The organism is Thermomonas sp. (assembly GCF_047606765.1).
GTDB lineage: Bacteria > Pseudomonadota > Gammaproteobacteria > Xanthomonadales > Xanthomonadaceae > Thermomonas.
In genome coordinates this window covers 1-14,368 of record NZ_JASGED010000082.1, presented here as the reverse complement: position 1 = coordinate 14,368, position 14,368 = coordinate 1, and the positions used below count along the sequence as shown (strand labels likewise).

General features: G+C 66.0%; 10 protein-coding genes. 4 read left to right on the top strand and 6 right to left on the bottom strand.

The genetic code is table 11. The features are described from left to right. On the bottom strand, positions 1–771 hold a 771-nt coding region (locus QM612_RS07905; RefSeq protein ID WP_415253351.1), incomplete at its 3' end, for a cbb3-type cytochrome c oxidase subunit I. Positions 772–815: 44 nt separating this feature from the next. Beyond that, positions 816–1,751, bottom strand: coding sequence for a cytochrome c oxidase subunit II (gene coxB / locus QM612_RS07900; protein WP_415253350.1), 936 nt, complete (start codon positions 1,749–1,751; stop codon positions 816–818). A 270-nt stretch (positions 1,752–2,021) separates the two neighbouring features. Here coxB and putA point away from each other — a divergent pair, with 270 nt between their 5' ends. After that, on the top strand, positions 2,022–5,222 hold the full coding sequence (gene putA / locus QM612_RS07895) for a bifunctional proline dehydrogenase/L-glutamate gamma-semialdehyde dehydrogenase PutA (RefSeq protein ID WP_415253349.1): 3,201 nt from the start codon (positions 2,022–2,024) through the stop codon (positions 5,220–5,222). Positions 5,223–5,387: 165 nt separating this feature from the next. On the opposite strand, the gene QM612_RS07890 is transcribed toward putA, so the two are convergent. Then, positions 5,388–6,746, bottom strand: coding sequence for an OmpP1/FadL family transporter (locus QM612_RS07890; RefSeq protein WP_415253348.1), 1,359 nt, complete (start codon positions 6,744–6,746; stop codon positions 5,388–5,390). Positions 6,747–6,950: 204 nt separating this feature from the next. Between QM612_RS07890 and QM612_RS07885 the strand changes: the two genes are divergently transcribed. Next, the gene (locus QM612_RS07885; RefSeq protein WP_415253347.1) at positions 6,951–7,643 is read left to right on the top strand and encodes a rhomboid family intramembrane serine protease; all 693 of its coding nucleotides are present in this window, start codon (positions 6,951–6,953) and stop codon (positions 7,641–7,643) included. Here QM612_RS07885 and QM612_RS07880 read toward each other — a convergent pair. From QM612_RS07880 to gpmI, 3 genes are all read right to left on the bottom strand, one after another. Then, complete coding sequence (locus tag QM612_RS07880) at positions 7,637–8,983, bottom strand: S41 family peptidase (RefSeq protein ID WP_415253352.1); 1,347 nt, start codon at positions 8,981–8,983, stop codon at positions 7,637–7,639. The two genes, QM612_RS07885 and QM612_RS07880, sit on opposite strands and share 7 nt — an antisense overlap. A gap of 101 nt (positions 8,984–9,084) precedes the next feature. Next, positions 9,085–10,299 carry a murein hydrolase activator EnvC family protein gene (locus QM612_RS07875; RefSeq protein WP_415253346.1) on the bottom strand — a complete coding sequence of 405 codons (1,215 nt, stop codon included), beginning with the start codon at positions 10,297–10,299 and terminating at the stop codon, positions 9,085–9,087. Then, positions 10,299–11,843, bottom strand: coding sequence for a 2,3-bisphosphoglycerate-independent phosphoglycerate mutase (gpmI, locus tag QM612_RS07870; protein WP_415253345.1), 1,545 nt, complete (start codon positions 11,841–11,843; stop codon positions 10,299–10,301). Before gpmI ends, QM612_RS07875 begins: the two co-directional genes overlap by 1 nt. A gap of 126 nt (positions 11,844–11,969) precedes the next feature. On the opposite strand from gpmI, the gene QM612_RS07865 reads away from it, so the two are divergent. Further along, positions 11,970–13,688, top strand: a complete 1,719-nt coding sequence (locus QM612_RS07865) for a M28 family metallopeptidase (protein WP_415253344.1) — start codon at positions 11,970–11,972, stop codon at positions 13,686–13,688. A gap of 83 nt (positions 13,689–13,771) precedes the next feature. Next, a complete protein-coding gene (locus QM612_RS07860; protein ID WP_415253343.1) occupies positions 13,772–14,164 on the top strand; it encodes an MAPEG family protein in 393 nt (130 codons plus the stop codon). Positions 14,165–14,368: the final 204 nt, after the last annotated feature.

Here is a 14,368-nt window from a genome sequence, read left to right as displayed (position 1 = left end):
GTGCCCGAAGAACCAGAAGATGTGCTGGTACATCACCGGGTCGCCGCCGCCGGCCGCGTTGAAGAAGCTGGTGGCGAAGAACTTGTCGGTCAGCAGCATGGTGACCGCGCCGGCCAGCACCGGCATCACCGCGATCAGCAGGAACGCCGTAATCAGCCAGGTCCAGCAGAAGATCGGCATCTTCAGCAGGTCAACGCCCGGCGCGCGCATGTTGAGCACGGTGGCGATGATGTTGATCGCGCCCATGATCGAGCTGATGCCCATCATGTGGATGGCGAAGATGGCGAAGGCCACGCTGTTGCCGCCCTGCAGCGACAGCGGCGGATACAGCGTCCAGCCACCGGCCGGCGAACCGCCCGGCAGGAACAGCGTCATCAGCAGCAGGGTGAAGGCGAACGGCATGATCCAGAACGACCAGTTGTTCATGCGCGGCAGCGCCATGTCCGGCGCGCCGATCTGCAACGGGATCATCCAGTTGGCAAGGCCCACGAAGGCCGGCATCACTCCACCGAAGATCATCACCAGCGCGTGCATGGTGGTCATCTGGTTGAAGAACTCGGGGCTGACGCCCTGCATGCCCGGCGTCATCAACTCGTAGCGGATGTACACCGACATCGCCGCGCCGATGATGAACATGATGAAGCTGAAGACCAGGTACAGGGTGCCGATGTCCTTGTGGTTCGTGGAGAAGAACCAGCGGTCGATGAAGCCCTGCTTGTGGTGGCCGTGATCGTGATGATGGTCGGCGGCGTTGGAATGCGTGGCGGACATGGCCTACCTCGGTGATGCGAATTCGGTGGGGGACGCGGCGGCGGTCAGCCGGCGCTCGCGTTGGAAGCGTCGGCGGTCGCCGCATCGGCAGGCGCGGCTCCTTCCTGCGCGGGCGTGGCGGCTTCCGGCGCGGCAGCAGGTGCCGGCGGGGTGGCCGGTGCGTGCTTCGCCTTTTCGGCAGTCAACCAGGCGGCGTATTCCTGCTTGCTCACGGCCTTGACCACGATCGGCATGAAGCCGTGGTCCTTGCCGCACAGTTCGGCGCACTGCCCGCGATAGATGCCGGGGGTGTCGATCTGCGCCCAGGCCTCGTTGACGATGCCGGGGATGGCGTCCTGCTTCCAGCCCAGCGCCGGCACCCACCATGCGTGGATCACGTCGTCGGAGGTCAGCACGAAGCGGATCTTGGTATCCACCGGCAGCACCAGCACGTTGTCCACATCCAGCAGGTAGTGCGGGTGGTTGGCATCGCGCGCATCAACACCACTCTGGCGGATTTCATCGCTCCTGCGGTCAAGGCGGCTGGTGAAGGCCACGTCCTCGCCGAGGTAGTCGTACTTCCACATCCACTGGTAGCCGGTGACCTTGACGGTCATGGCGGCATCACGGATGTCGTACATGCGCATCAGGCCGCTGGTGGCCGGGAAGGCCAGGCCGATCAGGATCAGGATCGGCAGTGCCGTCCAGACGATCTCCAGCCTGGTGCTGTGGGTGAACCCGGTATCCGGCACCGCGCCCCTGGACTTGCGGAACTTGAACATGGCGATGGCCATCGCGCCGAACACCACCACGCCGATAATCACGCAGATCACCAGCGCGATCATGTGCGCGTCGTAGGCCGCATGCGCGGTCGGGGTCACGCCCCGGCCCATGTTCAGCTGCCAGCGGTGCGGATCGGCGGGGCCGGCAACGGCTTCCTGCGCCTGCGCCACCAGCGGCAATGCCGGCGCTGCTGCGGCCACTGCCCATTGCTTGAGCATGCCTGTGTTGAATCGACCGGGTGTCATCACATCGAGCCCCACTGCCTTGTTCTGCCTGGATTGGCGACCACGCCGGAACGTGCCGTGCGCCGCGCCATGGTCTTGGATTTGGTGAATCGCGCGCCCGATCGGGCGCGGAACAACCGATGAATGGTACTGGCGACCCCGGATCGCGGCAACCTTGGGTCACTCGCCACCGCTCCCCGAATGATGCCTGCGGCTGCCCCGGCGACTACACTAACGGGCTTCCATCCACCGCCAGCAGGCGCGATGAGCACCCATTCCACAGCCGTTTCCGGCATCAGGCCGATCCTTTCCCCGGAACTTGACCCGCCCCCGCCTGCCACCCGCGCGGCGATCACCGCAGGCTGGATCCGCGACGAAGCAACCCACGTCCGCGAATTGCTGGAGCAGGCCCGCCTGCCCGCCGCGGACCGCGACGCCGCGCAAGCCACCGCCGCCGATCTGGTGCGCCGGGTGCGCGCCCGCGCCCGCCAGCAGGGCGCGGTGGAAGCCTTCATGCGCCAGTACGACCTCGGCAGCGAGGAAGGCGTGCTGCTGATGTGCGTGGCCGAAGCGTTGCTGCGCATCCCCGACCAGGACACCGCCGACGCGCTGATCCGCGACAAGCTGGGCGAAGCCAACTGGAAAAAGCACCTCGGCCAGTCCGATTCGGTACTGGTCAACGCCTCCACCTGGGGCCTGATGCTGACCGGCAAGCTGGTCGATCTGGCCGACGACACCAAGCGCGACGCGCATGGCGCGTTCCAGCGCCTGATCGGCCGCGCCGGCGAGCCTGTCATCCGCCTTGCCGTGCGCCAGGCGATGAAGATCATGGGCCACCAGTTCGTGCTGGGCCGCACCATCGACGAAGCGCTGGCGCGCAGCCGCAAGGGCGAAGGCGCGCACTATCGCTATTCCTTCGACATGCTGGGCGAAGGCGCGCTGACCACCAAGGACGCGCAGCGCTATCTGGAGGCCTATCGCAAGGCGATCCACGCCATCGGCGGCACCGGCCCGTTCAACGATGTCTTCGCCGCGCCCAGCATCTCGGTCAAGCTGTCGGCGTTGCACCCGCGCTACGAGCACGCCAAGCGCGCCCGCGTGCTGGCCGAACTCGGTGCCGGCCTGCTGGAGCTGGCGCGGTTGGCCAAGGGCTACGGCATCGGCCTGACCATCGACGCCGAAGAAACCGACCGCCTTGAACTCTCGCTCGACCTGATCTTCCAGGTGCTGGCGGATGACGCGCTGCGCGGCTGGAACGGCTTCGGCATCGTCGTGCAGGCCTACCAGAAGCGCGCGCCTCTGGTGATCGACCACATCGCGCACATGGCGCGGCAACTGCGCCGGCGCATTCCGGTGCGGCTGGTGAAAGGCGCGTACTGGGATGCCGAAATCAAGCGCGCGCAGATGGACGGCCAGGCCGGCTATCCGCTGTTCACCCGCAAGCAGAACACCGACGTTTCCTATCTTGCCAATGCACGCCGCCTGCTGGATGCGGGCGATGCGATCTATCCGATGTTTGCCACCCACAACGCGCAGACCATCGCCACCGTCCACCGGATGGCGCGGGCGATGCGCAGCCGCCGCGACTTCGAGTTCCAGAAGCTGCACGGCATGGGCGATGACCTGTATGCCGAAGTGATCCCGGTGGATCGGCTGGATGTGCCCTGCCGCGTGTATGCGCCGGTTGGCAGCCACGAAGACCTGCTGCCGTACCTCGTGCGCCGCCTGCTGGAAAACGGCGCGAACTCCAGCTTCGTCAACCGCATCACCGACGAATCCATCCCGGTCGAGGAACTGGTTCGCGACCCGGTGGAGTTCGTGTCATCGCTGGAACACATCCCACATCCCCGCATCCCGCTGCCGGTTGACCTGTACCGCAGCCAGGGCCAAGACCGAGGCAATTCCATGGGCATCAACCTTGCCAACGACAACGACCTGCGCGCACTGGCCGACGCGCTGAACAACGCGGGCGCGGGCAGCTGGAACGCCGCACCGCTGGTGCCGGGCGCGCAGCCTGCCGGCGAGAAGATCGCCGTCACCAACCCGGCGGATCGCCGCGAAGTGGTCGGCCACTGGCTGCCTGCCGATGCCGCCACCGTCGAGAAGGCGCTGGCGAATGCCGTTGCTGCGCAACCGATATGGGACGCCACGCCCGCCGGCTCGCGCGCTGCAATCCTGGAACACGCCGCCGACCTGCTGGAAGCACGCATGCCCGCCTACATGGCGATGTGTACCAAGGAAGCCGGCAAGACGCTGGTCGATGGCATCGCCGAAGTGCGCGAAGCGGTGGATTTCCTGCGCTATTACGCCTTGCAGGCGCGCGAGCATTTCGCGCCGATGGCCCTGCCCGGCCCGACCGGCGAATCGAACCAGTTGCAGCTCGCCGGGCGCGGCGTGTTCGTCTGCATCAGCCCGTGGAACTTCCCGCTGGCGATCTTCCTCGGCCAGATCGCGGCGGCACTGGCCGCCGGCAACAGCGTGATCGCAAAACCGGCGGAGCAGACCAACCTGATTGGCTATGCCGCAGTGAAGCTGCTGCACGAGGCGGGCATCCCGCAGGACGTGCTGCAGTACCTGCCGGGCGACGGTGCCACCGTTGGCGCGGCGCTGACCCGCGATGCGCGCGTGGCCGGCGTCTGCTTCACCGGCTCCACCGACACCGCACGCGCGATCAACCGCGCGCTGGCCGGGCGCGAGGCCGGCCCCATCGCCACCCTGATCGCCGAAACCGGTGGCCAGAACGCGATGATCGCCGACAGTTCCTCGCTGCCGGAGCAGGTGGTGAAGGATGCACTCGGCTCGGCCTTCACTTCCGCCGGCCAGCGCTGCTCCGCTGCGCGCGTGCTGCTGGTGCAGGACGACATCGCAGACAAGGTGATCGGCATGCTGGCCGGTGCGATGGCGGAACTGAAGATCGGCGATCCCGGCCTGCCTTCGACCGATGTCGGCCCGGTGATCGACGAGGACGCCAAGGCGATTCTTGATGCGCACGCCGCACGCATGAATGCCGAGGCCAAACCCATCGCCCGCGCTGCACTGGGCGCAGGCTGCGAACACGGCACCTTCTTCGCACCCGCCGCGTGGGAACTGCCCTCGATCGCCGCGCTGGACAGCGAGAAGTTCGGCCCGGCCCTGCACGTGGTGCGCTGGAAAGCCGATGCACTGGATGCCGTGATCGATGCGATCAACGCCACCGGCTACGGCCTGACCCTGGGCATCCATTCGCGCATCGACGCCACCATCGACCGCATCGTGGCGCGCGCCAAGGTCGGCAACATCTACGTCAACCGCAACCAGATCGGCGCGGTGGTCGGGGTGCAGCCGTTCGGCGGACAGGGCCTGTCCGGCACCGGCCCCAAGGCCGGTGGCCCGCACTACCTGCCGCGTTTCGCCACCGAAAAGACCGTGACGATCAACACCACCGCAGCGGGTGGCAATGCCAGCCTGCTGACGCTGGGTGATTGATTCCCCGTAGGGGCAGGCCCCCGTGCCTGCCCGGCCCCTGTACCGGCCCGATTTTTCGTGGGGCCCGATGCGCGGGGCAGCCACAGGGGGTTGCCCCTACAAAATCCCGGATACAAAAAGCCCCGCCGAAGCGGGGCTTTTTGGTGTCGCGTGATCCTCGAAGGATCAGAAGCTGTACTGCAGCGCCACGCCAAACAGGTTGGCATGGCCGTCGAAGCTGCCCGTCAGCGTCGAGGTGTTGCCGGCAGCGGCGTTCACCGACAGGTTGACCGTCGGGGCTTCGATCTGGATGCGCTGGTAGGCGGCATCCACCGTCACCTTGTCGCTCACCGCCCAGCTCATGCCGATCGAATACAGCTTGCGATCGTTGTCGGGCAGGCGCGGGGTGCGGTGGGTGTCATTGGTCGGCGACTCGTCGAAACCAACACCGCCACGCAGGGTCAGTGCGTCACTGATGTCGTATTCGGCACCGATCGAATAGAAGCTGGTGTCTTCCCACTCGAACGGCTCGCTGCCGACCACGGTGCCGGTGTCACGCTTGATCGTCACGTCGTGCAGCGACGACCAGCCGGTGCGCTGGTAATCGGCCAGCACGCGGAAGTCGTCGGTGAAGCCGTAGCTCAGGCTGACGGTGGCAACCGACGGGGTGACCAGACGCGCGCCACCGGGGCCGTCCACGAAGCGCGGGTCTGCCTTCAGCACAGCCGGGACATTGCTGAAATACAGGTCGCCTTCAAGGTCATGCTTGATCTCGGAGCGGTAGCTCAAACCAATCGCCAGCTTGTCGTTCGGGGCGATCTGGGTGCCCACGACATAACCGATGCCGGTGGTGCTGCCCTTCACCTCGAAGGTGCCATCGCTACCCTGCGGCTGGAACGGATAGGCCGTGTTGAAGCAGTTGAGCGGGTTGCTGGCCGCGCAGATCGCGGTACCGAAATCGATCGCCTTGCTCAGGGTCGCCTCGGCGCGTTCGTAGATCAGGCCCACGCCCACCGAAACCACATCATCAAAGCTCAGCGCGGCGGACAGGGTCAGATCCACGGTCTTGAGGTCGGAGGTCAGGGCGCGGTAGCGGCCCACCCAGCCCGGCTCGTATTCGGTCTTCAGGCCGAACGGTGCGCCGATGCTGGCGCCCACGGTCAGGCCTTCCAGCGCGCCGTTCAGCGGCACCACGATGGAAGCGTTCGGCACCAGGGTCGGCTCACCCGGATCGCCGCCGTTGCCGCCCGACAGCGGCAGGTAGGCGGAGCCGAGCACATTGCCGCTGCCGGTGAAATCGGCATTGACGTCGATCACGGTCAGGTCGCTCTTGAACGTGGTCTTGTCGAAGTTGGTCATCGCGGCGGGATTCAGCGAGACCACGGACGTATCCTTGCCGACGGTGCTGCCGGCGTTGGACTTGCCGAGGTTCTTCACGCTCTGCTCGCGAAGCTGGAAGCCGGACGCCGCGGCCTGGCCGGCGAACAGCGTGCCGAGCACGGCCAGTGCAAGTGCGGAAGCGCGGAAACTGCGGGTGTTGCTCATGGGTTTGGTTCTCCGGTTTACTCAGTGCAGGGGATTGCGCCGTGCGCAATGTGTTCGTTTGCCGATGCCAGGGCAGCGGCCTTGTGAACCCGCGTCTGTAACTGCCGGAGTTTTCCCTCCCCCGACATACGACAGCGTATTGAATATACCCGATTTTTTAACCCTCCCCTAACATTCCCCGCGCCAGCCGCTCAGAATCCCGTCATGTTCGTTGGCATCCCGCCCCGCAAGCAGCGCCACTTCCTGTGGGCCACGCCGCTGCTGTTCACCCTGCTGTGGCTGGCCTACGTGATCGCGGCGATGCTGCCGCCGGCCAGCCGCATCGCCGCCGCGCTGGAATGGGGCGTGCTGACCGGTGGGCTGGACAGTGTGCAGGCCTGGCGCGATGCGCTGACCGACGGCACCTTGCTGCGCCTGTTTTCCGGCCTGTTCCTGCACGCGGACTGGATCCACCTGCTGGGCAACCTGGTGTTCCTGCTGATCTTCGGCCTGCCGGCGGAGCGCAGCATGGGCGGCAGGAACCTGTTGCTGCTGTTCCTGCTGGGCGGTGCTGCGGCCAATCTGGCGGCGATGCTGGCAATCGCCGCGCCGGATCGGGTGGTGATTGGTGCCAGCGGCGCGGTGTCGGCGCTGATCGGCGCGTACCTGGCGCTGTTCCCCGGCGCACGGCTGGGCGTGGTGCTGCCGCTGGGCCTGTTCCTGGAGTTCGTGCGCGTGCCCGCGTCGCTGCTGATCGGCCTGTGGGCGCTGCTGCAGGTGGTGTTTGCCTACAGCGGCCCGGCGTTCGGCTCGGTGGCATGGCCGGCGCATATCGCCGGCTTCCTGTTTGGCGTGGTGTTCGCATGGCTGGCGCGCGCGGCGATTGCCCGCCGCCTGCGCCGCAATCGTGGTTACTGAGGCTTCGCCGCCGCAGTTGCAGGCGCAGATGCCGCAGCACCCGCCATCCGCTTCAGTTCCTGCAAGGCCGCGTCTATCGGCTTGGCACCGGGCAGCACTTCACCTGCGTTGTCGCCTTCCATCGCATCGGCTTCGGCCTCGGCCTTGAGGTGACCGGGCAACGCCGCCTCGCTGACGGGTGCCGGGCCGCGCTGGCCAGCCTCCGGATGCAGCACCACATCGGGCACGATGCCGAGCGCCTGGATCGACTGTCCGCTGGGCGTGTAGTAGCGCGCGGTGGTGAGCTTGACCGAATCGCCATTGTCCAGCGGCAACATCGATTGCACCGAGCCCTTGCCGAAGGTGCGGCTGCCGACCACCTTCGCGCGCTTGTTGTCGCGCAGTGCGCCGGCCAGCACCTCCGCCGCACTGGCCGAACCGGCATCCACCAGCACCACCACCGGCGCGCCCTTCATGCGGTCGCCCGGGGTGGCGTCGAAGCGGCTGTTGCCGATCATCTCGCGGCCCTTGGTGCTGACGATGCCGCCCTTGTCCAGCAATTCATCGGCGATCTGCACCGCGCCGACCAGCAGGCCACCGGGGTTGCTGCGCAGATCAAGCAGCAGGCCACGCAGCGGCGCATCCTTCTGCAAGGCATCCAGTTGCTTGGCGAAATCGGATGCGGTGGATGCCTGGAAACTGGCGATGCGCACATAGCCAAACCCCGGCTCCAGCATCCGCGAACGCACGCTGGCAGTGCGGATGGTGTCGCGCACCAGGGTCAGCTCGAACGGTTCCGGCCTGCCCTTGCGCAGCACCTTCACCACCACCTTGGTGCCGGCCTTGCCACGCAATGGCGATGACACATCGCCCTCGCCTGCGGTCAGCGGCTTGCCATCGATGGCGATGATCTGGTCTCCACTGCGCAGGCCGGCGCGCTCAGCAGGACTGTCGTCCAGCGGTGCCACCACCCGCAGCGCACCCTCCGGCAACTGTTGCAATTCCACGCCCACGCCATCGTAGGCACCGCGCGTCTGCTCGGCGAAATCCTCGGCATCGGCCTTCTTCATGTAACTGCTGTGCGGATCCAGATCCAGCAGCAGGCCGCGCACGGCAGACTGCATCAGCGCGTGGTCATCGACCGGATCGACATAGCCCTGCCGGATCGCGTTGAACACCATCACGTAGCGACGGATTTCATCCAGCGGCACCTTCGCGGCATCGACGCTGGCGGCATCCGGATCGTCACTGGCAATCTGCGGCCCGGCCTGTTCGGCCGATTCCGCTTCTGGTGTGTCCTGCGCCTGTGCAAAGACCGGCGCACAGGCAAACGTGGAAGCAAGCAGCAAGGCGCGCGCCATGCGGCTGGTGGTGATACCGATGCTGTCGATGTCCATGCGTCCGATTATGCGCGAGTTGCATCGATGGACAACGGGGTGCGGCCCGAGTTCCCGCGACGGCGCTACTGCCGCGTCAGCCAGCCGGACGGGTTCACCGGCGAGCCATTGCGGCGCAGCTCGAAATACAGCGCCGGGGATTGCTGCCCGCCCGAGCTGCCGACCGTCGCCACCGCATCGCCATGCTTCACCTTGTCGCCAGCATCGCGCAACAGGGCGTCGTTGTGCGCGTACAGGCTCATGTAGCCGTTGCCGTGGTCGATGATGAGGATCATGCCGTAGCCGTTCATCCAGTCGGCGAAGACCACGGTGCCATCGGCCACCGCCTTCACCTGCGTTCCGGTTGGCGCGCCGATCAGCACGCCATCGCTGCGCCGCCCGTCCGGCAAGCGACCACCGAACGACGCCAGCAGGCCACCCGATACCGGCCAGCTCAATCCGCCCACTTTCAATGCCGGTGCGCTTGCCACGCTGGCCACCTTCGGTGCCGGCTTGCCGGATACTTTCGCACGGCGGTCGGCCTCCGCCCTGGCCCGCGCCGCATCACGCGCGGCCCGCGCCGCTGCCGCGCGCAATTTGCTCAACAGATCCTGCAGCGCCTTGGCATCGCGACCCAGCGCCTGCTCGCGACCGGCACGGTCCTGATACTGCCTGTCGATGTCGGCCAGCAGGCCGGCGCGCTGCGTGCGCGCCTTCTGCAACTGCACAAGTTGCTCGTCCTGTTTGCGACGCTGCGCATCCAGCGCGGCGCGGCGCTCGCCGATCTCGCGTTCCAACACCTCGATCCGTTGCAACTCCGCCGACAGTTCGCGGATGCGCGCCACCTGCCCGCGCTGCAGATAACCCTGATAGGTGAGTGCGCGCTCGGCCTCGGCGATGCGATCCTGCGCCAGCAAGGCCCTCAGCGGCGCCTGATTGCCGGCCTGCTGCGCCGCCCGCAACAAGCGCGCAAGTTCCGCGCGCTTGGCATCGAGTTCACCCGCATTGCGCGCGCGCTCGGCCTGCAACTGCTTCAGGGTTTCATCATCGCGCTGGATGATGGCCTGCGTCTGCCGCAGCGAACGCTGCGCGCCACCCACCTGCTGGTCGGCCTCGCGCAGCTTGCGGCTGACATCGCCGCGCTGGTCTTCCAGCTTGCGGCGTTCGGATGCCACCTGTTTCAGCTCCTTGCGCACGTTCTGCAGGCGGCGCTCGGCCTCGCTGCTGTCCTGCGCATGCACGCCCATGCCTGCCGGCAGCATCGCCAGCAGGCACGTCAGCGTGAGCAGGCCACGACGCATCAGCCAGGCAGCAGCAGACTCTGGCCGCTCATCGCGGCAGGCTTGGGCAGGCCCAGCAGGTCAAGCAAGGTCGGCGCAACATCGCGCAGGGCACCGCCGCTTCGCAGCGTGGCCTCACGTTCACCCACGAACACCAGCGGCACCGGGCCAACGGTATGCGCGGTATGCGGCTGCCCGGTTTCCGGGTCACGCATCATTTCCAGGTTGCCGTGGTCAGCGGTGATGATGAGTGCGCCGCCCACACTGCGCACTGCGTCAGCGACTTTTCCGATGGCAATATCCACCGCCTGCGCGGCCGCAATCGCGGCATCCAGAATACCGCTGTGGCCAACCATGTCGGGATTGGCGATGTTGCAGACGACCACGTCGAAGCGCTGCTGCGCGATGGCTTCGACCAGCTTGCCGGTCAGTTCCGGGCAGCTCATCTCCGGCTGCAGGTCATAGGTGGCAACCTTGGGGCTGGGGATCAGGATGCGCTGCTCGCCTTCGAACACGTCCTCGCGCCCGCCACTGAAGAAGAAGGTGACGTGCGCGTATTTTTCGGTTTCGGCGATGCGCAGCTGGCTCAGGCCGGCATCCGCGATGATTTCGCCGAAGGTTTCGCGCAGGTCGTCCGGCGCGAATGCCAGCGGCGCAGGCAGCTTCGCGTCGTATTCGGTGAGACAGACGAAGCGCGCAAGTTGTGGGCGACGCGCGGCAAACCCATCGAAACCGGGATCGACGAAGGCAGCGGTGAGCTGCCGCGCACGGTCGGCACGGAAGTTCATGAACACCACCGCATCGCCATCGCGCATCGGCTGCGCGCCTTCGATGACCGTGGGCGCAACGAATTCGTCGTTCTCGCCACGCGCATACGCAGCCTGCAATGCCGAGACGGCATCGGCGGCGCGCTGCTCGCTGTTTGCTTCGACGATGCTGTCCCACGCACGCTGCAGGCGGTCCCAGCGCTTGTCGCGATCCATCGCGTAATAGCGCCCGCCGACGCTGGCGATGTGTGCATTGCCAAGTTTCTCGCACAGTACCTGCAATGCACGCAGGCTGGGTTCGGCGGACTGCGGCGGGGTATCGCGGCCATCAAGAAAGGCATGCACGGCCACACGCGGCACGCCGGCACGATGCGCCATTTCCAGCATCGCGAAGATGTGCGACTCATGGCTGTGTACGCCACCGGGCGAGAGCAGGCCCATGACGTGCAGGGTGCCACCGCTGGCCTTCGCCGCAGCGCAGGCGGCATTCAATTCGGCATTGGCGAAGAAACTGCCATCCTCGATCGCGGCATCCATGCGGGTCAGATCCTGATAGACGATGCGGCCCGCGCCCAGGTTCATGTGGCCCACTTCGGAATTGCCCATCTGCCCATCCGGCAGGCCAACGTGGCGACCCTCGGTATGGATCAAGGTGTGCGGACAAGCCGCCAGCAAACCGCGCCAGTTCGGCAGTTCGGCCAGCGCAAGCGCGTTGTCTTCGGGTTCTTCGCGATGGCCCCAGCCATCCAGGATCAGCAGCACGACGGGCTTGGGACGGTGAGTGGCGGATGCAGACACGGACGTTTCCTGACGTAAGTTGGCATTGCGGGACGCAAGCCCGGATTGTAGCGGCCTGCCATGCTGTCACGCGGCGTGAATCACCATCGGGGCTAGAATCACGACATGCCCAAACGGAGCCATGCCATGCGCAAAACCGCCCTTTCCATCGCCCTGCTTGCACTGTGCGCCTGCACGCCGCGTGGTGGCGATGCACCGAGTGCCGATGCCGTCGCCGATACGCCGGATGCCGCCGCCGAAGCAACCGCCACGCATGCGTTCGACGACGCCATCGTCGAAGCCGACTTCGCCGAACATGTGCGCATGCTGGCCTACGATGAGTTTGCCGGGCGCGGCCCGGGCACGGCTGGCGAGGAAAAGACCATCGAATACATCAAGGCGCAGTTCGCGCGCATCGGCCTGCAACCGGGCAACGGCGGCGATTGGTTCCAGACCGTGCCGATGGTGGAAACCACCGCCGACGAATCCACCACGCTTGAACTGAAAGTCGGCGATGCCACGCAGTCGCTCAAGTTCGGCAGCGACATGGTGGTCGGCACCCGCACCGGCCAGCCACTTGTCAGCATCAAGGACAGCGATCTGGTGTTCGTGGGCTATGGCGTGGATGCGCCGGAACAGCAGTGGAACGACTACGCCGGCATCGACGTCAAGGGCAAGACGGTCGTCATGCTGGTCAACGATCCCGGCTTCCACGCGGGCGATGCCAGGCTGTTCGACGGCAAGCGCATGACCTACTACGGGCGCTGGACGTACAAGTTCGAGGAAGCCGCGCGCAAGGGCGCCGCTGCCGCGCTCATCATCCACGACACCGAAGGCGCGTCCTACGGCTGGGAGGTGGTGAAGAACTCCTGGTCCGGCCCGCAGTACGACCTTCCCGCCAAGGACGACCCGGAACCGCGCGTGCCGGTGCAGGGCTGGATCACCGGCGATGCTGCAAGCGCACTGTTCAAGGCTGCAGGGCAGGACCTTGCCAAGCTGCGTGCCGCCGCCAGCAAGCGCGGCTTCAAGCCGGTGCCGCTGGGCGCGACGGCCTCGCTAGAACTCAAGAGCAGCACCATCGAAAAGTCCTCGCGCAACGTGATCGGCCTGCTGCCCGGCAGTGAAAAGCCAGACGAAGCCATCGCCTACATGGCGCACTGGGATCACCTCGGCACGCATGAAGGCGAGAGCGGCGACAACATCTACAACGGCGCGGTGGACAACGCCACCGGCGTGGCCGGCATCATCGAAATCGCCGAAGCCTTCCGCAAGGCCAAAACACCGCCGAAGCGTTCTATCCTGTTCCTCGCCGTGACATTGGAGGAATCCGGCCTGCTCGGCTCCAAGTATTACGTCGCGCATCCGGTCATCCCGCTCGACAAGACCGTCGGCGTGCTCAACCTCGACGCACTCGCGCCCATCGGCAAGGCGCATGACATCACGGTTGTCGGCAGCGGCAGCTCGGAACTGGAAGACCTGCTCAAGCCGGTGCTTGCGCAGCAGAAGCGCAAGATCGTCGGCGAAACCAACACGGCCGCCGGCTACTACTTCCGTTCCGACCACTTCAACTTCGCCAAGGCCGGCGTGCCGGCGCTGTACATCGACACCGGCAGCGACCTGCTGGAAGGCGGACAGGCCGCGGGCGATGCCGCCAGCAAGGATTTCAACGACAACCGTTACCACAAGCCCGGCGATCAGTTTGATGCCGCAACATGGAAGCTGGATGGCATCGTGCAGGATCTGCAAGCCGCGTATTCCGTTGGCGACGTGTTGGCAAACGGCGGGCAATGGCCCAACTGGTACAAGGGCAATCCCTTCAAGGCTGCACGCGACGCCATGCGCCCTGCGGCATCGGCGGCGAAATAATCCCATGACGCGAATCCCCTGCCGGCGTCACCGGCAGGGGGCAATCCGTTAGGCTGGCGACTCTTTATCTGGAGCAGCCTGCCATGTCCATCGCCTACTGGTGCATCCTGATCGCCGCCGCCCTGCCCTATGCATGGGTCGTGATCGCCAAGACCGGCGCACCCGGCTACAACAACAAGGACCCGCGCGGCTGGGTCGCAAAGCAAGACAGCTACCGCGTCCGCAACGCCTACAGCGCCCATCTCAACGCCTTCGAGGCATTCGCTCCGTTCGCCGCGGGCGTGCTGATGGCGCAGTTCGCATTGGTCAATACGCAATACATCGCTTGGCTGTCGATGGCCTTCATCGCCTGCCGCATCCTGCATGGCGTGTTCTACATCACCTCGATGCAGCTTGTTCGCAGCCTTGCCTGGCTGGGCGGTCTGATCTGCATCATCAGCCTGATGGTGCTCGCAGCGTTGAAGGTCGGCGGCTGATATAGCGCATGACATCGCAGCCCCAAAGACAAACGCCCAGACCATTTGGTCTGGGCGTTTGCTTTTCTGACGATGACCGGCGGTCTCAAGAATCAAGTGCAACACGTGATTTGAATGCGAGGATTTCCTGCGCCATCGCCTCGGCAGGCGTGGCCCATCCGAGCGTCTTGCGCGGACGGCCGTTCATCAGCTTCGCCACGTGAT

Coding starts and splice junctions, on each gene's coding strand:
- coxB (WP_415253350.1), bottom strand. CDS start 1,751: ATGCTCAAGCAATGGGCAGTGGCCGCAGCAGCGCCGGCATTGCCGCTG.
- putA (WP_415253349.1), top strand. CDS start 2,022: ATGAGCACCCATTCCACAGCCGTTTCCGGCATCAGGCCGATCCTTTCC.
- QM612_RS07890 (WP_415253348.1), bottom strand. CDS start 6,746: ATGAGCAACACCCGCAGTTTCCGCGCTTCCGCACTTGCACTGGCCGTG.
- QM612_RS07885 (WP_415253347.1), top strand. CDS start 6,951: ATGTTCGTTGGCATCCCGCCCCGCAAGCAGCGCCACTTCCTGTGGGCC.
- QM612_RS07880 (WP_415253352.1), bottom strand. CDS start 8,983: ATGGCGCGCGCCTTGCTGCTTGCTTCCACGTTTGCCTGTGCGCCGGTC.
- QM612_RS07875 (WP_415253346.1), bottom strand. CDS start 10,299: ATGCGTCGTGGCCTGCTCACGCTGACGTGCCTGCTGGCGATGCTGCCG.
- QM612_RS07865 (WP_415253344.1), top strand. CDS start 11,970: ATGCGCAAAACCGCCCTTTCCATCGCCCTGCTTGCACTGTGCGCCTGC.
- QM612_RS07860 (WP_415253343.1), top strand. CDS start 13,772: ATGTCCATCGCCTACTGGTGCATCCTGATCGCCGCCGCCCTGCCCTAT.